General features: G+C 66.6%; 12 protein-coding genes. 3 read left to right on the plus strand and 9 right to left on the minus strand.

The annotated features are described in order from the left end of the window. Positions 1-87 precede the first annotated feature (87 nt). Genes QX126_RS27830 through QX126_RS27840 form a run of 3 tightly spaced genes read right to left on the minus strand, consistent with a single transcriptional unit; the run spans position 88 to position 3,547 of the window. Positions 88-672: a DUF1254 domain-containing protein gene (locus QX126_RS27830; protein ID WP_315739852.1), complete on the minus strand. Its 585-nt coding sequence runs from the start codon at positions 670-672 to the stop codon at positions 88-90. Continuing rightward, the gene (locus QX126_RS27835) at positions 669-1,250 is read right to left on the minus strand and encodes a DUF1214 domain-containing protein (protein ID WP_315777560.1); all 582 of its coding nucleotides are present in this window, start codon (positions 1,248-1,250) and stop codon (positions 669-671) included. The genes QX126_RS27830 and QX126_RS27835 overlap by 4 nt, the downstream gene beginning before the upstream one ends. 14 nt (positions 1,251-1,264) lie before the next feature. Beyond that, entirely contained in the window at positions 1,265-3,547 is a 2,283-nt protein-coding gene (locus QX126_RS27840; protein WP_315756480.1) for a PBP1A family penicillin-binding protein, read from the minus strand. Between the two features lie 341 nt (positions 3,548-3,888). Here QX126_RS27840 and QX126_RS27845 point away from each other — a divergent pair, with 341 nt between their 5' ends. Both QX126_RS27845 and QX126_RS27850 read left to right on the plus strand, forming a co-directional pair. Next, on the plus strand, positions 3,889-4,401 hold the full coding sequence (locus tag QX126_RS27845) for a YcgN family cysteine cluster protein (protein ID WP_315785148.1): 513 nt from the start codon (positions 3,889-3,891) through the stop codon (positions 4,399-4,401). A 169-nt stretch (positions 4,402-4,570) separates the two neighbouring features. Beyond that, complete coding sequence (locus QX126_RS27850) at positions 4,571-6,154, plus strand: MDR family MFS transporter (RefSeq protein ID WP_315785151.1); 1,584 nt, start codon at positions 4,571-4,573, stop codon at positions 6,152-6,154. 188 nt (positions 6,155-6,342) lie between these two features. Here the strand turns inward: QX126_RS27850 and QX126_RS27855 are convergent, their stop codons facing one another. The 4 genes from QX126_RS27855 to QX126_RS27870 form a co-directional block, all read right to left on the minus strand. Then, entirely contained in the window at positions 6,343-8,076 is a 1,734-nt protein-coding gene (locus tag QX126_RS27855; protein ID WP_315785154.1) for a cell envelope biogenesis protein TolA, read from the minus strand. Between the two features lie 12 nt (positions 8,077-8,088). Further along, complete coding sequence (locus tag QX126_RS27860) at positions 8,089-10,206, minus strand: OmpA family protein (protein WP_315785156.1); 2,118 nt, start codon at positions 10,204-10,206, stop codon at positions 8,089-8,091. A gap of 258 nt (positions 10,207-10,464) precedes the next feature. Beyond that, on the minus strand, positions 10,465-12,057 hold the full coding sequence (locus tag QX126_RS27865) for an MBL fold metallo-hydrolase (RefSeq protein WP_315739845.1): 1,593 nt from the start codon (positions 12,055-12,057) through the stop codon (positions 10,465-10,467). A gap of 46 nt (positions 12,058-12,103) precedes the next feature. Beyond that, positions 12,104-13,636, minus strand: coding sequence for a thymidine phosphorylase family protein (locus tag QX126_RS27870; protein ID WP_315770449.1), 1,533 nt, complete (start codon positions 13,634-13,636; stop codon positions 12,104-12,106). 383 nt (positions 13,637-14,019) lie between these two features. Between QX126_RS27870 and QX126_RS27875 the strand changes: the two genes are divergently transcribed. Beyond that, positions 14,020-14,184: a Flp family type IVb pilin gene (locus tag QX126_RS27875; RefSeq protein WP_315716136.1), complete on the plus strand. Its 165-nt coding sequence runs from the start codon at positions 14,020-14,022 to the stop codon at positions 14,182-14,184. A gap of 212 nt (positions 14,185-14,396) precedes the next feature. Here the strand turns inward: QX126_RS27875 and QX126_RS27880 are convergent, their stop codons facing one another. Both QX126_RS27880 and QX126_RS27885 read right to left on the minus strand, forming a co-directional pair. After that, entirely contained in the window at positions 14,397-15,893 is a 1,497-nt protein-coding gene (locus QX126_RS27880) for a porin (protein WP_315756474.1), read from the minus strand. A 403-nt stretch (positions 15,894-16,296) separates the two neighbouring features. After that, positions 16,297-17,298, minus strand: a complete 1,002-nt coding sequence (locus QX126_RS27885; RefSeq protein ID WP_315785247.1) for a LysR family transcriptional regulator — start codon at positions 17,296-17,298, stop codon at positions 16,297-16,299. Positions 17,299-17,534 lie beyond the last annotated feature (236 nt).

Raw genomic sequence — 17,534 nt, forward strand, 5'->3', positions numbered from 1 at the left:
ATACGTCATAGCAGCGGCGCGCGACAACGACTATGCCACCAAGGATGAAGAGAGTGTTGTCGAATTCATCCAGGACGTCGTATTGACTTATCGTTTGCCGCGCGGCTTCTCGGCCTTGGCTGGTGCCTCGGTCTGTACGCCGCAGCTTGCCGCTGCAAGGGAGGCCTGCGCCTGCGGCATGAGACCCGGCTCGGCGGCAAGGGCCTTCAGCACGATCAACCCGGTCGTCGTCGGCGAATCGATGATCAGCCGGTCGGCGGCCGTGATCTCCTCGTCCTCGGGCAGGTCTTCATGCTGCGCCTCGGTCATCAGGTTGAGCTCGATCACGCGCTTGCCGGCGGAGCGGTCGTTGATGGCGTAGTAGGCGATCTCGTTGCGCGTATAGAACGACACCGACGTATAGGCCTGGCTCACCGGAACCGTGAGCTTCAGCGGTCCGTCGGACAGATCGTAGCGGCAGATCGCCATGGCGAAAGCCGGGTCCATGAACGGCATCGGCGAATTGCCGGGATCGGCGAGCGGCAAGGGCGTCACGGCGTTCAGCTTGGTCATCGGCGTCAGCCGGGAATAGGCGTCCTGGGTCGAGATCCGCGGCAACGCCAGCACGCTGACGAGATGGACCACGCCGCCGAGCAGCACGCCGACGACGACCGTGAACAGCAGCCGGATCATGATGGGCAGCCCACTGTCGTGATCGACGGCATCGGCGCGTCGCGCTGCGTGCGGGTTGCGACACCGACCGGCGTGTCGTAGAGCCGCAGCATCAGCGCGTAGCGCTCGATGCCGCCGGTCGGCAGCCAGTTGCCGGAGCGCGAGCGCGCGGCGACGCGAATCTCGAAGGAGCCATCGGCACCTCGCACCAGCTCCTGGCTGGTGAAGCCGTAGCGCTGCAGCGTGTTGGCGACGAGGTGGCCCTTGCGGTCGTAGAGCGTGAGCGTCCAGAAGCGGGCGGGGGGCGTGACGCCGCTGACGAGGATGTCGCAGCGACCGTCGAGCGGCTTCTTCTTGTCGTCTCTGGTGGCGGTGAAGGCCACGCCGTCGCCGGTGCCGATCGGCAGCTCGCCGTTGCGGGTGATGGTCGCGCGCGCATAGGGGTCGACATCGGCCGTGCCCGTCTTCGGACGCGCCGTCCACGCGCCGATCGTCAAGGTGCCGAATTCGGTGCCGCGGGTCGTCGTCATCCAGGTCGCGCCGATGCCGACGCCGGTGGCGATCAGGAGCGTAAGCAGGGTGATGAAGAGCAGCCGCACGGGGATCGCTGACGTCAGTTCTTGCGCAGGGCAGGAGTGGTCACGCCGTCGGCCGTTGCCGCGACGTAGTTTTCAGGAAAGGCCAGCGCGCTCGACGACACCGGCTTGGCGGGTTTGCGCGGATCGACGGGCGCCGCCTTCTCGGCCACGCGCGCGGCGTCGTCGAGCATCTTCTCGACCTGGACCAAGACGTCGGCGCCGCGACGGGTCAGGACCGGCGGTGGGCCGGGCTTGATCTCCAGCGTTTTCGGCTGGCCGGCCTGCGCCATCGCGGCGGACGCGGGCTGCGGTGGCAGCTTCTCGCCCATGCCGACTCCGGGCAGCTCCTTGACCTCGATGCCCTGATGCGCGGCGACCATGATGTCGTGCCACGTCTGTGCCGGCAGCGAGCCGCCGGTCATACGGTTGGTCGGCGAATAGTCGTCATTGCCGTACCAGACCGCGCAGGTGAAGTTGCCGGTGTAGCCGACGAACCAGGCGTCCCGATAGGCATTGGTGGTGCCGGTCTTGCCGGCGGTCGGAATGCCGTCGAGTGCGGCGCGGCGTGCGGTGCCTTCGCTGACGACGTGGCTCATCATGCCCGCCATGTCGGCAGCAACCGAGGCCGGGATCGCCTGCTTCGGCTTCGGGCCGTCGCGGTCCCAGCGCCAGACCAGGTCGCCGCCGCCGGTGCGGACCTCGAGCACGGAATGCGGCGTCACCGCCTTGCCCTTGTTCGGGAAGGTCGCATAGGCGACCGCGTGCTCGAGCACCGTGACCTCGTCGGAGCCGATCGGCATCGACGGCGTGTCGGGCAGCGGCGCCTTGAGGCCGAAGCGCCGGGCGACCTCGATGATCTTGGCGCGGCCGGCCTTTGGTCCCTCCCTGCCGCCAAGCGCGATCGACAGCTTCACAGGCACGACGTTGATCGAGCGCGTGATCGCCTGCGTCAGCGTCACCGAGCCGGAATAAGAATGGCCATAATTCTGCGGGCACCAATTGCCGATGCAGACCGGACCGTCGACCACGATCGACGTCGGCTTGAAGCCGTTCAGCAGTGCGGTGGTGTAGACATACGGCTTGAACGACGATCCCGGCTGCCGGTAGGCGTCCACGGCGCGATTGAACTGGCTGGCGCCGTAGTCGCGGCCGCCGACCATGGCGCGGATGCCGCCGTCGAGGTCGGAGACGACAGTTGCCGCCTGGGTTGCGTGATAGTCGCGGCCGAACTGGCGCAACTGGTTCTCGATCGCCTCGTCGGCCGCATGCTGCACGGTCATGTCGATCGAGGTCCGCACCACGAAGACGCGCTCGGTGTAGGATTTCGGGAACGTGTCGACCAGCTTGCGCATCTCGTCGAAGGCGTAGTCGAGGAAGTAGTTCGGCGAGCTCTCATCGCGGCGGTCGACCGCGAAGGCCGGGTTGCGGCGGGCGCCGAACACCTGGCCTTCGGTCATGAAGCCGGCGTCGACCAGATTGTCGAGCACGACGTTGGCGCGGGCGCGGGCGGCGGGCAGGTTGATGTGGGGGGCGAACTTGGTCGGCGCCTTGAACAGGCCGGCCAGCATCGCGGCTTCGGCGAGGTTGATGTCGCGCACCGACTTGTTGAAATAGAAGTGTGCCGCGCCGTCGACGCCGAAGGTGCCGCCGCCCATATAGGCGCGGTCGAGATAGAGCTTGAGGATCTCGTTCTTTGTCAGCCGGGTTTCCAGCCAGATCGCCAGGAACGCCTCGTTGACCTTGCGCTCGATGGTGCGCTCGTTGGACAGGAACAGGTTCTTGGCGAGCTGCTGGCTGATCGAGGAGCCGCCCTGGCGGACGCCGCCGGCCTGGGCGTTGGTGACGAGGGCGCGCGCCGTGCCGGCGATGTCGATGCCGAAATGATCGTAGAAGCGGCGGTCCTCGGTGGCGAGCGTCGCCTTGATCAGATTGTCCGGAAAGTCCTCCAGCGGGATCGAGTCGTTGTGCTTGATGCCGCGGCTGCCGATCGGGTTGCCGTAGCGGTCGAGGAAGGTGACGGCGAGGTCGGACTTCTTCAGCCAGTCCTCGTCGGCTGTTTCCCGGAAGGCGGGGATCGCGAGCGCCAGCATCAGCACCAGGCCGCCCAGCCCGATGGTGGCAGCCTCCGAGAACGGCTCGACGAACACCCAGCGCTTCCAGCCGCCGACATAGAAGCGGTCCATGAACGCCGAATAGCGTTCATACAGCTCGCGGGTGCCGCGCAGGGAGGAGAACAGCGCCGAATCGAAGCGGGCGTCGAGATCCAGGCGGAAATTGTTGATCCGCTTCTTCCAATCGTCTGGAATGATCTGCCGCACGGGAACCCTGGTCGTTTCGAAAGCGTGTCAGCTGGCTTCGAAAGCACTCAGCAAGTGGGGCTGGGGGCCATCGAAGGGTCTTGCGCGATTGTTGCGGCAAACCCATGGCACTGCACAGTCAGCCGCCCGAACCCGAGCACCTGACCCCAAGCCGCGTTGCCGGCGCCGCGCCGGAGTGACTTAACCATCTATCTAGCCGAGCGGAGGTCACAAACCAATGGTTCCGCTCACAATTTGATGCACAAAGCTAACGTGCCGCCGTAATCGGCAAAGCCCCTTGCGCGGCTCGGGGCCGAGCACCTAGATGGCGGCCACGCCACGCCCTCCTTGAGAATCGCCCGATGACCGCACCGCTCAAACGTCCCTCGGGCCAGGAGGGAATGTTCTGGAAAACCAAGATCTTGGAAGAGATGTCCGAGGCAGAATGGGAAAGCCTGTGCGATGGCTGCGGGCGCTGCTGTCTGGAGAAGCTGGAAGACGAGGATACCGGCGGCATCTACTTCACCCACATCTCGTGCAAGCTCTTGGATGCCGGGCTATGTGCCTGCAAGGACTACCCGAATCGTTCCGAACAGGTGTCGGATTGCGTTCGCCTGACGCCTGAGAACGTCCGCACCCTGACCTGGCTGCCACCGAGCTGCGGCTACCGCCTCGTGGCTGAGGGGCGCGATCTCTACTGGTGGCATCCCCTGATCTCGGGCGATCCTCAGACGGTGCATGAAGCCGGCGTCTCGGTGCGCGGCCGGGTCGAAGGGACCGAGGACGACGTTCCGGACGACCAGCTCGAGGACCACATCGTGCAATGGCCGGTGCTGCTGCCGAAGCGGGCCAAGCTGAAGCGACGGCCGAAATAGGCTCGATCACCTCGCGTTCGCAGCAAATCACGATGATGCGACCGTTCTCGTGCTGTCGGGATGCACCCATGCGCCCGGCCGGCTGCCGCGGGGGAAATTTATGCCTTAAGTAGTTCGCCAGTCAGCGAATCCGCGCGGCGTTGGTCGCGCCCGGCATAGCATTCATCCCATGAACAAGTTCGATCGGCAGAGCCTTTGTCCTGCCGCGTCCCAATCCCTGCCCGAAGAGATCGCCGCCGAGCTGCCGGCCATTCCGCCGCAGGTGCAGGCGATCGAGGATGCGCCGCCGCTCGCGCCGCCCGTGCCGCTGACCCAGGCCGAGGTGCGGACCATCCTGATGAGCCTGCTGCTGACGATGTTCCTGGCCGCGCTCGACCAGACCATCGTGGCGACCGCGCTGCCGACCATCGGCCGCGAGTTCCAGGACGTCACCAATCTCTCCTGGGTGATCACCGCCTACCTGCTGGCGTCGACCGCGGTGGCGCCGGTGTTCGGAACGCTCTGCGACATCTATGGCCGGCGCTCCATGATCATCACCGCGCTCAGCCTGTTCGTGGTCGGCTCGGTCGTCTGCGCGCTGGCGCCGAACATGCCGGTCCTGATCCTCGCCCGCAGCCTGCAGGGGCTCGGTGGCGGCGGCATCATGCCGGTGGTCCAGACCGTGATTTCCGACGTCGTCAGCCCGCGCGAGCGCGGCCAGTACCAGGCCTATTTCAGCGGCGTCTGGCTGTTGGCCGGCCTGCTCGGGCCGGTGATCGGCGGCTTCTTCGCCGACCATCTGCACTGGTCGATGATCTTCTGGATCAACGTCCCGCTCGCGATCGCGGCGCTCGCATTGCTGCTGCCCAAGATGGGCCGGCTGCCGGTCTATCACCGGCTGCGCAAGGTCGACTGGGCCGGCGGCCTGCTGCTGATGGCCTCGGCCGTCGTGTTCATGCTGGTGCTGACCTGGGGTGGCCACAAGCTGGCCTGGCTGTCGCCGACCTTGCTGGCGATGATCGGCAGCGCGGTGGCGCTGGGCTTGGCCTTCGTCTGGCACGCCAGACGGGCCGATGAGCCGTTCCTGCCGCTGTCGCTGATGGGCGGCACGGTGGTACCCTACGGCATGCTGGCAAGCGGCTGCGCACTTGGCGCGCTGATCGGGCTCACGGTCCATCTGCCGCTCTACTACGAGCTGGTCTATCATTTGACGCCGAGCCAGGCCGGCCTCGGCCTGATTCCGATCGCGGCGATCTCGACCTTCGGCGCCGCGATTGCCGGCCGCACCATGGCCCGGGTCAAGCACTACAAGCGCGTGGCCATCGTGGGCACGATCATCGGCACCATCGCCGCCGCGGTCATGACGGTGACGACGCCCTCGCTCTGGGTGCTGATGGCGCTGCTGTCGATCTACGGCATCGGGCTCGGCACCGCATTCCCGATCTCGGTGGTGTCGTTGCAGAACGCGGTGGACCGCTCCCAGATCGGCACCATCACCGGCGCCATGAACTTCTTCCGCTCGATGATGTCCTCGTTCACGGTCGCGGCCTTCAGCGCCATCCTGCTGATGGCGCTGGGCGCCGACATTTCGCTGGCGGAGGGCGCCCATGGCGCGGTCAGCGGCATCGCGGAAGCCGACATGATCCATGCCTTCCGCTTCGTCTATGCCGCGGCCACCGCGATGCTGGCCTGCGCCTCCGTCTGCATGATGCTGATGGAGGAGCGGCCGCTGGCCGGCCCGTCGCGCAACGAGGCGGTGGAGATGGCGGAGTAGGAAAGACAGGTAGGGTGGGCAAAGGCGCCGGGCACAGCCGTTGTTCCAAGGCACCCTGTCGCGCGCCGTGCCCACCGTCGTCAAGCACAGCCCGCGGCGAGATGGCGGGCACGGCGTCACCACGATGGGACGTGAGGAGAGAGCACAGCATCGCCTTTGCCCACCCTACGGTTCGTCAGTTGGGGCTGCTACTCGCGCGGCTGAGGGATCTCGATGTTGTCCTGCCCGCGCGAGCCGTCGTCGAGCGATGACTTCACCAGACCAGCCTCGACGCGTTTCGCAAATTCGGTCGATCGGCCGCTCGCCAGCTCCCTGGCTTGGCTGATCCATCGCTCGCGCTCGATCCGTCCTGCGAACGCCAGATACGAGCCGACCCATTTGGCGTGCTCGGCGGTCCAGGCTGCGATCTGCTCGAAATGCCAGATGCCGAGGCCGTGCAGCCGGGCCTCGTTCTGCTTGCCGATGCCCTTGATGAGCTTGAGATCGTCGGCTTGCCCGCCGCGCGGCGCCGCCAGCCCGAGCGGCCGGCTGCCGCCATGGGCGTCCTCGTTCTCGACGGGCGGCATCAGCGCCGGCAGGTGGGCCAGGAGGTAGCTGGCCTCGTCCTCGCTCAGCGGCGCGTCGGCCTGATCATCGATCGTGATCGCGCCGGACTTCACCGCAGTCGAATGCGCGGTGTCGAGGCCCGCGGCGAGCAGCTTGGCCTGCGCGATCCAATGCTCGCGCTCGATCCGGCCGGGGAAGGCCATGTGATGGCCGACCCAGCTCGCATGGTCAGGCGACCACGCCGCGATCTGGCTGAAATGGTGGATGCCGATGTCGTTGAGGACGCGCTCGTTCTTGGGTCCGATGCCCTTGATCAGCTTGAGATCATCGGCGGCACCGTTGGGTGCGGGCAGGGCCGGCGGCCTGCCGTCGGCCGAGGCCGGGATCTCCGGTGCCGATGATGCGGCAACCTCGGCTGCAAGCCGTTCCGCCTCGGCGTCTGCGGCGAGGTCATCGGCTTCCGCGCGTGCGGCCGCGTCGGCGGCCAGGCGATCGGCCTCGGCCTTGGCGGTCGCTTCGGCCGCGAGACGCTGAGCCTCCGCCTCGGCTTTCGCGACGGCCTCCGCCGCAAGACGGTCCGCTTCGGCTTTCGCCGCTGCCTCAGCGGCCAAGCGTTCAGCTTCGGCCTTTTCAGCCGCTTCTGCCGCAACACGATCGGCCTCTGCTTTCGCGGCTGCTTCCGCAGCGAGGCGGTCGGCTCCGGCTTTCGCGGCGGCCTCCGCAGCAAGGCGCTCGGACTCGGCGTTCGCCGCCGCCTCGGCAGCGAGACGTTCGGCTTCGGCCTTCGCCGCGGCCTCGGCCGCCAGACGATCAGCCTCGGCCTTTGCCGCGGCTTCCGCGGCGAGCCGCTCAGCCTCGGCCTTTGCGGCCGTTTCGGCGGCTAGACGCTCGGCCTCCGCCCTTGCAGCGGTTTCGGCCGCAACACGATCGGCTTCGGCTTTTGCGGCGGCTTCAGTGGCGAGGCGATCGGCCTCGACGCTGGCTGCGGCTTGCGCAGCCGGGGATGGGCTGTCCGCCCAAGGACTTGCCGCCGCCGTTGCGCCGGCGAACGCGACGCTGTGTCCAGGACCGCCCGGAGACATCGCACTGGTGTCACCCAGCCCGACATAGTCCTTGAGCTGTCCGCCGATCAGGCAGCCGAGCAGATAGGCGCCGACCATCAGCAGGCCGACCTCGAGCCACAGGCCGGCACGTCCGGGCAGCACGCTCAGCAGCGCCATCACGATCCCGATGACGAGGGCGAGCGTCGCCGGCAGCAGCCAGCTTCTCAGCCAATCCGGCCGCGGCGCGTCCGACCAGGTGCGCCAGCCGACAAAGCCGCCGATGCCGACGGCGAGGATGATCCAGAACGGAAATGTCGCAAGGTCGTACATCATGATGTCAGCGCCTCACTTGACGACGAATTCGATGCGGCGGTTCTGCGCGCGGCCTTCGGCCGTGTCGTTGGAGGCGACCGGCTTGGTCTGGCCGTAGCCTTCCGAGGTCATGCGCGAGGTGTCGATGCCGGCGTCGCCGATATAGCCGACCACCGCGGCCGCCCGGCGCTTGGAGAGGTCCATGTTGTTATCTTCGTCGCCGACATTGTCGGTGTGGCCTTCGATCGCGATCTCGGCATCCTTGCAGCGCTGCGCAACCTCGATCAGGTGATCGAGCAGCGCCAGCGACTCGCGGCTGAGCTCGGCGCTGCCGGTGCTGAAGCGGACGCGGCCCTTGGCGAGCAGCCCGTTGAACGCCGGCTGGCACTCCGTGACCGCGAGTGGCGGGCTTTCCGGCTTGAGGCCGATCTTGACGTCGTCGAGCTTGAAGCCGCTGCCGACCGCATCGGCGAGCTCCTTGCGGACCTGCTCTGCCGACTTGTCGTAGATGGCGAGCCCGTCGACCGTGATCGCCGCGTCCTTCGCCGTCAGCGCACCCGACCACAGCCGCGCCAGCGCCGGGAACGTCGCCTTCAGCGACTGCACGTAATCCTTTGGCGCGCCGTCGCCGATCTTCAGGCCGTCCTCGACCGTCTCGGTGATGAACGTCGACGTGGCGGCGTCGACGAGATCGCGGCGGGCGGCATCATCAGGCACATAGCCGCTCAGCCTGACGCGGCCGTCCTGCTTCTGCAGTCCGAACGCGTAAGGCGAGACCGGGCCGTCGCGGACGTCGATGGACGCGAGCGCAAACGGCGCGGGCAGGGCGCCGGCCAGTTGCTCGCGCACGGCTGCGCCGGTGACGTTGGCGAGTCCGACGCCCCTGAGCGAGACCTGGGTGTCGTTGATCTCGGCGCGCCCCTCCGACAGCCTGGCGAGCTGCTGCAGCAGGCTCGCGCTCGCTTTGGCAAGGTCGCCATCCGGGGCGCCGCGGGCGATGTCGATCTGGCTCTTGATCGGCTTGCCGTCGAACTGTCCGCTGGCGGAGCCCAGCATCGCATCGCGGGTCGCTCCGCTCGGCGCGAGACCTGTGAGGCTCAAGCCGGTGCCGTCGAACTCCGCCGACCAGCGATAGGGCTTGATCTCCGGCGGCAGAATGTCGGCCTTCGCCAAGGTCAGCCCGGTCGGCAGCTTGCCGACACCGGCCATCGATTCATCGTAGGCGGCGGTCGAGGGCGCCTCGCCCGAAATCGTGTAGGTGGCGTCGGAGATGACGACGCGGCCCGTGCTCAGCCTGGCGAGCTCCGTCAGCGCATAGGACGTGTAGGCACCAAAATCGCCAGCAGGCGCGCCACGCGCGATCTGCATGTGATGCATCACCGACGCGCCGGGCCAGGCCTTGATCGCGGCGGCCTCGAGCACGCGCCTGATGTCGTCATTCGGAACGACGCCGGACATCACCAGCGTGTTGCCCTCGCGAACCGCGCTCCAGATGAACGGTTTTGCCTCCGGCGGCAGGATCGCGACCTTGTCGAGCACGGCGCCGCCCGGCAACTGCCGCGTCGCGGCGATGGCGGCCTCATAGGCGTCCGACGATGCGGCGGCACCTGCGATCGAATAGGCCTTGTCCGCGAGCGCGAACGCGCCGCCGTTGAGCTTGGCGGCCTGGACCGATCCGTGGCTCGCGATGGCCGCGAAGTCGGCCGGAGCTCCCAGCGCATAGCCGAGGCGATCGACCACCTCACCGCCGGACGAACGGACGGCATTGAGCACGGCATTTCGAACGGCGGGCGTCGGCACCGCGCCTTCGAGCACGAGCTGGCCGCCGTTTCGCGTGGCGCGGAAGGCATACGGCTTCGGTGTCGGCAGCTTGTCGTAGGTGCCGTCGACGAGCCGAACGCCGTTGACCGACGCGGCGTCCTCCAGTTTCGTCGACTGATCGGGACTGAACTCCGGCCCTTCGATGCGAACGTCACGCCCCGCGACAGAGACCTTGAGAGCCGCGGCTGTGTCGGGGACGGCGGCGGCAACGGCGGCACGTGCCCGCGGTGCGATATCGTCCTCGACCCCCGCCGTCTTGAAGCTCATGGCCGCGAGCCACAGCACGGCAACAGCGATCAGTCCCGCCCACCATTTCGATGGTTGATGCATGTGAGAGCCCCTCGTTTCCCCACCTGCGCCCGGTTCACCCGGATCGTTCCGTTGTCATGAACCACGTGCCGAGCCTATCAGAACAGCTCTCGGAGACCAGCCGTCGGCACGTTGTGTGTTTCAATATGCACAAGCTGCGAGAGCGTCGCCGTCTGTGAGCTTCGCACCGCACCCGATCGTCCTCAAGGTGCGATCAAAGTGTGACCGTTCGACGACGAACATCGCAGGCGCGCAGCCTTCGCGGCTACGCCGCTCGCATCACTCCTCCAGCGCCCGGCGCAGGCGGCGGATGATGACGCCGCGGGCGCGATCGTCGGCGGCCTGCTCGATCCGCTCGTGGATGTCGAGCAGCAGACCCGACATGTCGTTGTGCCAGTCCAGCCGGGTGACCGCCTCCGGCGCCAGCCGCCGTCGGCGCGCGACGTCGAGCGGCGTCGGCACTGCGCTCGTCAGCTCATAGACGTCGTCGAGCAGGGGCGAGAACACTTTCGCCGCCGGCACGATCCGCTCGGCGACGCGCGTCGCCAGCGCCGCGATCGCAGCGTCCTCGCCGTGGGACAGGAAGAGGCCGCGCGCGATCGGGCGGCGGGCCGCGATCCAGCGCGCGATCTCGGCGCCGTCGGCGTGGCCGGAATAGTCGTCGATCATGCGGATGCGCGCCGCGACCTTGATCTCCTCGCCCTGGATGCGCACCGCCTTGACGCCGTCCTGCAGGAAGCGCCCAAGCGTGCCGTTGGCCTGGTAGCCGACCAGCAGCACGGTGGCGCGGCTGTTCCACAGCCAGCGCTTGAGATGATGGCGGATGCGACCGGCATCGCACATGCCGCTGGCGGCGATGATGATGTGGAAGCCGGTCAGCTTGGCGATCGCCTTGCTTTCATCGACGGTCTCGGTGAAGCGCAGATGCGACGACGACAACAGACGGCCGACATCGCTGCCGCCGTCGAGGCTCTCGGTGTGCGCGCGAAACACCTCGGTGGCGTGGATCGCCAGCGGCGAATCCAGGAACATCGGCGCGGCCGGAATCTCGCCACGCTCCATCAGGCCGACCAGATCGACGATCAGCTCCTGCGTCCGTTCCACCGCGAAGGCAGGGATCAATAGCGCGCCCTGGGCCGCCGCCGCGTCGCGCACCTCGCCGGCCAGACGGCCGCGGCGCAGCTCCGGCGTGGTCGGCTCACGGATGCGGTCGCCATAGGTCGCCTCCGAGATCACGTAGTCGAAGCCCTCGGGCGCTTTCGGGTCCGGCTGCAGCAGCTTGGCGTCGGGCCCGACATCGCCGGAGGCGAGCAGCCGCAGCGGTGCGCCGTCGGCGCCTTGTCCTGCGAATTCGATCTCGATCGAGGCCGAGCCCAGCAGATGCCCGGCATTCCAGTAGCGGGCGCGGACGCCGGGAATGATATCGGTCCAGGTCTCGTAGGGGACGGCTTGGAAGTATTGCAGCGCGGCGATGGCGTCGTCCTGGGTGTAGATCGGGCTGACCTCGCCGCGGCCGCGCGCGGTGTTGCGGCGGTTCAGCGCCAGCACCTCCTGCTCCTGGATGTTGCCGGCATCAGGCAGCATCCAGGAGCAGAGATCGATGGTGCCGCGCGTCGCGAAGATCTTGCCGTCGAAGCCCATGCGCACCAGTTTCGGCAGCAGGCCGCTATGGTCGATATGCGCATGCGTCAGCAGCACTGCGTCGATATCGGCGGGACGGAATGGGAAGTCGCCGTAATTGAGCTCCTTCAGCGTCTTCTGACCCTGGAACAGGCCGCAGTCGATCAGCATCTGTCCGTTGTCGGTCCGGACCAGATAGCAGGACCCGGTGACGGTGTGCGCGGCACCGCAGAATCGAACGGTCACACTCATGCGGCGGTCTCCCGAGGACGATGGATCGATGCTCGACGAGGGTTCATCACGAATGACCGTTCGCGCCGTCGGCGAAGCTATAGCCGTGGTTGGCTGCGGCTGCGGCTGCGGCCAGATCATGCTCCGATGGATCGCAGGTGAACACGCGATAGAGTGGCTCACCCCGGTCGACACGATCGCCGATCTTCCTGAACAGCATGATCCCGGAGCCCTTGTTCACGGGCGCGCCGGCGGTGCGCGCCAGGCGATTGAGCCGCAGGCAATCGATCGCGGACACGATACCGTCGTGTTCGGCCTTGACGTCGAAGGCGAGATCGCCGAGCTCGCTGCGGCATTCCGGTGGGCCCTGCGCATCGATGATCTTCAGCATCTGCTTGAGCGCCGCGCCGCTGTCGAGCAGCTCGCGCGCCCTGTTATAGCCGGCGCCGCCGCGCAGCTTCGGATCATATTCGAGCAGATGCGCCGCCAGCCGCAGCGATTTCTCGCGCAGGTCAGCCGGGGCCGACGGCTCGTTGCCCAGCACCGCCATCACGTCGCGCGCCTCCAGCACCGGCCCGATGCCGTTGCCGATCGGCTGGCGGCCGTCGGTGGTGATCACCTCGACCTTGAGACCGAACCTGTCGCCGACGAACTCGAACAGCTTGCGCAGGCGCATCGCCTCCGCTCCGCTGGTCAGCTTGGCGGTCGGGCCGACCGGCAGGTCGAGCAGCAGATGCGTCGAGCCGGCAGCGAGCTTCTTCGACATGATCGAGGCGACCATCTGCTCGCGGGTATCGAGGCTGAGCGGGCGCTCGACCGAGATCAGGATGTCATCGGCCGGCGACAGGTTGACGTGGCCGCCCCAGATCACGCAGCCATTGCAGGCGGCGACGATCGATTTCATCTCCTCCGCGCCGACATTGACCCGCGCCAGCACCTCCATCGTGTCGGCGGTGCCGGCCGGCGAGGTGATCGCACGCGAGGAGGTCTTCGGGATGGTCAGGCCGTGGGCGGCGACGATCGGCACCACCACCATCGAGGTGCGGTTGCCGGGGATGCCGCCGATGCAATGCTTGTCGACCACGACCGGGTCCGGCCATTTGAGCTGAGTGCCTGCATTGGCCATGGCGCGCGTCAGCGCCAGCAGCTCACCCGAGGTCATGAAGCTGGCCGACCCGATCAGGAAGGCTGCGATCTCCATGTCCGAATAGCGGTAGTGGGTGAGGTCCTCGATCACGGCAACGATCGCCTGGTCGCTCAAGGTCTCGCCCCGGATCTTGGCCCGGACCGCCTCCATGCTGTCGGGCGGCGTCGCGGGCGACACGGTCGCGAGCGTGCCGGCCGGCTCGGCAAAGCGCCGCAGCGCCGGCTCCGACAGGCCGATCTCGTCGGGCCCGATCAGTGCGTCGTCGTCGGTGATCAGGAGTGTGGCCAGCAGCGTCCGCGAGTTGCAGCGCAGCTCGACGCGGCTGAAGCCGCGGAAGACCTCGGGCCGCAGCGCCTTCGAGCGGCGGGAGATCACGACAACGTTCTCGCGGCCGGTGTCGAGCGCGACGCTGCGGATCTTGAGCTGGGGGCGGGCGGAATCTGTTGTGCTCATGGCGACCAGGATAACCTTTAAGGCGGTCCACGCCATCGCCGTTGACCCAGATCATGACGTGGCATCTGGCGGATAAGCCGAATTTTCTCTGAATGTGTCGGACGAGGATTCAGCGGCTCGGCTTTGCCGCCAACCGGCCAGGGGGCAGCGGACTGAGAATAAAGCGAAGCAAGTTCAGTTGCTTGCACTCCGGTTCGGATCTCGGAGGTCGGGCGAGGGCGGGCCTGCGATGGAATGCCGGCTCCGAATCTGGGCCGCGCAGGTACCTCATCGGGTTAACCGATTGTTCAAGCCGATGACGGAGGGTTTCCGGCGGGGCGTCCATCCCGGCCTCGGCGCGCCCTTCCGGCGCGTCAGATGATCGAGCCCGACCGGAGAGGTAGATGCGGCAGTTGATTGCGAGCTTCCTGAAGAATCAGGCTGGCGCGACCTCGATCGAATACGCCATCATTGCCGGCGGATTGAGCATCGTGATCCTGGCGGCCGTCAATGGCCTGGGCTCGGGGCTGAGCAGCAAGTTCACCGCGATCAACACCTCGATCAAGTAGCCCGGCGGTCAAATTGCCGCGCGATCAAGTCGGCGCGTGATCAACTCATTGGCCGATCAAGTCACAGGCGTCGTGATTGTGCACGACGCCTGCTGCATTGTGCCCCATCCCATTCTGTTGCATGCGACGCGCCGCCAGTCTCCACGAACGAAGCTTCCGGCGGGGGCATCGCCGGAAGCTCGTCGAGCAGTCAGAGGTTCAACAGCCCAGCTTCAAAAGTTGCGCTGGGCGCGCAGCAGCATGCTCACCGTGTCCTGGTCCTTGAGCTGGTAGATCGCGGCCGGCTTCGCCGTGCTCGTGACGGCCGGAGCAATCGCCGTGCCCGAATATTTCTGGTCGAGGTGGCTGTAGGTCACGTCGGCCGAGAAGGTCAGGCCCTTGACCGGCGTCCATCGGGTGATGAGGCCGATCTGTCCGAGATTGAAGTCGGGGTTGCAGGTCGAGCCCGCCGTCAGCATCGCGGTGGCGGCAATGCCGGCACAGATGAGGCTCGATCCCGTCTGGCCATAGCGCACCTGGGCATAGGCGCCGTACAGCGCCGTATTCCAGCGCGGATCCCAATTGTGGGTGAAGGCGCCGCGCATGCCCCAGGTCTGCACGGTCGACAGGCCCGTGCCGGTGCCGAACACCGCGTCGGCGACGCCGGCGAAGCCGATGCTCTGATAGGCGCCGGCTACGTTGGTGCCGCCGTACATCGCGTAGGTCGTATTGGCGAGGCTCTGGAAGTTGTAGCGGCTCGCGCCGTCGGTGTAGACCGCCTGCAGGTTGACGACGTCGCCCGGACCGGTCGGGATGTTCTTGATCGACAGCGCCAGTTGCGCGGCCCAGCCCCACTTGTCGGAGGGATGACCCGAGGTCTCGGTCGCGCCGTAATAGGCGGCATGATTGTCATGCGCGGCGAACGACGCCTGGAAGATGCCCCACGCCTGGTCGACGCGAACCATGCCGATGATGTCGGGAGACACCGTCCCGCCGAAGCTGCTCGAGCCATAATTGCCGCCGAGCACGCCGGCCGCGGTGATGCCCGACGTGTTCCAGATGTTGGTGGTGAAGAACTGCGTCTGGTCTTCCAGCGAGACCGCGGCGGTGATGCCCTGGCCGAAATCGGCGGTGTAGGTGAACTGGTTGACGCCGTTGTTGGAGCCGCTGCCGCCGACCAGGCCGTCGAAATTGTTGCCGGGATAGTTGGTCCAGGGCGCGTCGAAGGTCGACACCGCCTTGCCCATCGTGAAGCCGGCGAACTGAATGAAGGCGTAGTAGACGCCGACGATGCCGCCCGAGATGGCATCGCCGGTGTAGGAGGTGGCGCCGGCGCCCGCGCCGCCATAGGAGCCCGAAGTCCAGTTCAGCACGGTCTCGAAGTAGGTGCGCACCACGCCATATTCGGTCGCGGTGCGCGTATCGATGTTCAGATCCTGGCGCGAACGGGTCTGATAGCGGTTGCTCAGGCGGTTGTCTGCGCCGGCCTGGCCTGAATAGGCGCCACCGTAATTGCTGTTGGTCCACAGCGCGGTCTCGGCGCGCAGATAGCCGCCGAGCTTGATGCAGGTGTCGGTGCCGGGAATGTAGTAGAAGCCGGTGCCGTACAGCGAGCACACCTTCACATATTCGACGGCCTTGGCCTTCAGCGGAAGATCCGCGGCCTGCGCCGCCGCGGCGGACAGTATCACTGCTCCCGTTCCGAGTAGCAGGCCCCTCAACGTCTTCATTTCCGTTTCTCCGGTTGACGGCGATGCACACGGCCCCCCGCGTGTCGCCTCTGGCTTCGCCAGATTGCTGCTCTCACACATTTGATTCCGGCGACGGCTTGATCGGCGCGACTGGCGGAATGGTTGAATGCAGTGTGCATGAGCCAATTTCGATTTGATGAATGTGCTCTGCTTGTTCGAGGCACACTCGATCGTCGTTAACACGCTGCTCGCACGCACCAGCGTCGACGCAGTCACGCCGCGGTTTTGGCCTCGCTGTGTCAATTTGTTAATGGTGATAATCGTGAATAGGTTAGATGGGAATCCCGAACAATCCCGCTGCACATCGCAAACTGCGCGCATCATGGCGTTTCGCAGCGTCGCTGCCGACGCGCGAATGATCTCTCCGGCCTCGCACGTGATCTTAGCGGCGGTTGGGCTCGACGTGCATCGACGTTCGATGGGACGTCGCTGCTACCAACCCGTGTGCGCCGTAATCCGCCGCGCGCGACATCGCGTCCAGGGTGACGCCGCTGCGCCAGCGCTTGACGAAGTCGAGAAAGACCTGCAGCGGCATCGGCGGTTGCCGGCGGCTTGGATGGTACAGGAACAGTCCGGGCGTCGCGTAGCGCCAGCCGGGCAGCAGCCGCATTAGCCGTCCTTCGGCCAGATGCGGCTCGATCATCGGCTCGACGAGATAAGCGACGCCGATGCCGTCGAGTGCGGCATTCAGCGCGAGATCGAAGTCGTTGACGATGAGGGAGCCGTCCACAGCAATCTCGGTGCGCTCGCCGCCCTTTTCGAAGATCCAGGGCTGCAGCGTATCGTCGGCAGGGACCCGATGCCGGATGCAATTATGGGCCTGGAGATCGTCGGGAACGGCCGGCGCGGGATGCGCCGCGAGATAGCCGGGGGCGGCAACCGCAACGAAGCTGCACTCGTCGAAGACGCGGATGACCTTCATGTCGCGCTCCACCCGGTGTCCGGATCTGATGCCGGCATCAAAGCGATTGCGCACGATGTCACTGTTGGTGTCGTCGACAGCCAGTTCGATATGGATGTCCGGGTATTCGGCCAGGAATGACCTGATCAGGGGGCCGAGCCCCCTTACGGCGAACACGCGGGATACGGTCAGGCGCAGGGTGCCCATCGGCTTGTCGCGGAACGCGTTGATGCTCTCGATGGCCTGGTCGACCCGTTCGAGAATCGGCTGGATCTCCGCCAGCAGGCGCTCGCCGGCCTCCGTGAGGGCCACGCTGCGTGTCGTCCGGTTGAACAGCCTAACGTCCAGCCGCTCCTCGAGGCTCTTGATGGTCTGGCTGATGGTGGGCAAGGAGCAGCCGAGATAAGCGGCGGCCTTGGTGAAGCTCAACGAATCCGCGACGGCTGCGAAAGCGGAGAGCTCGGACAGCTGAACCCGTGCCATCGCTAGGCGTACTGCGCCCGGCGTTGGTCCGCATCGTGCTGAAACATCCATATCCCCCTGATACGCCGCGTCGCGCGGCTGGGACGACTTCGCCAGCGTCGTCCCGACCGACCAGGCACATCGATCTTCCATCAGGAAGCTGTACGCCCGGATCACCATCCCGCGCCGCAGAGCTAGGCGCGACGTGATCATTCCGCAAGCATCGAAGCGATGTCGAAACGATCACAAATCCGCGC

Source organism: Bradyrhizobium sp. SZCCHNPS1003, from assembly GCF_032381555.1.
Taxonomy (GTDB): domain Bacteria; phylum Pseudomonadota; class Alphaproteobacteria; order Rhizobiales; family Xanthobacteraceae; genus Bradyrhizobium.

Bases quoted from the DNA above. Each gene is read 5' to 3' on its own strand.
- QX126_RS27855 (WP_315785154.1), bottom strand. From the start codon at position 8,076: ATGATGTACGACCTTGCGACATTTCCGTTCTGGATCATCCTCGCCGTC.
- QX126_RS27865 (WP_315739845.1), bottom strand. From the start codon at position 12,057: ATGAGTGTGACCGTTCGATTCTGCGGTGCCGCGCACACCGTCACCGGG.
- QX126_RS27885 (WP_315785247.1), bottom strand. From the start codon at position 17,298: ATGGCACGGGTTCAGCTGTCCGAGCTCTCCGCTTTCGCAGCCGTCGCG.
- QX126_RS27860 (WP_315785156.1), bottom strand. From the start codon at position 10,206: ATGCATCAACCATCGAAATGGTGGGCGGGACTGATCGCTGTTGCCGTG.
- QX126_RS27830 (WP_315739852.1), bottom strand. From the start codon at position 672: ATGATCCGGCTGCTGTTCACGGTCGTCGTCGGCGTGCTGCTCGGCGGC.
- QX126_RS27850 (WP_315785151.1), top strand. From the start codon at position 4,571: ATGAACAAGTTCGATCGGCAGAGCCTTTGTCCTGCCGCGTCCCAATCC.
- QX126_RS27870 (WP_315770449.1), bottom strand. From the start codon at position 13,636: ATGAGCACAACAGATTCCGCCCGCCCCCAGCTCAAGATCCGCAGCGTC.
- QX126_RS27880 (WP_315756474.1), bottom strand. From the start codon at position 15,893: ATGAAGACGTTGAGGGGCCTGCTACTCGGAACGGGAGCAGTGATACTG.
- QX126_RS27845 (WP_315785148.1), top strand. From the start codon at position 3,889: ATGACCGCACCGCTCAAACGTCCCTCGGGCCAGGAGGGAATGTTCTGG.
- QX126_RS27875 (WP_315716136.1), top strand. From the start codon at position 14,020: ATGCGGCAGTTGATTGCGAGCTTCCTGAAGAATCAGGCTGGCGCGACC.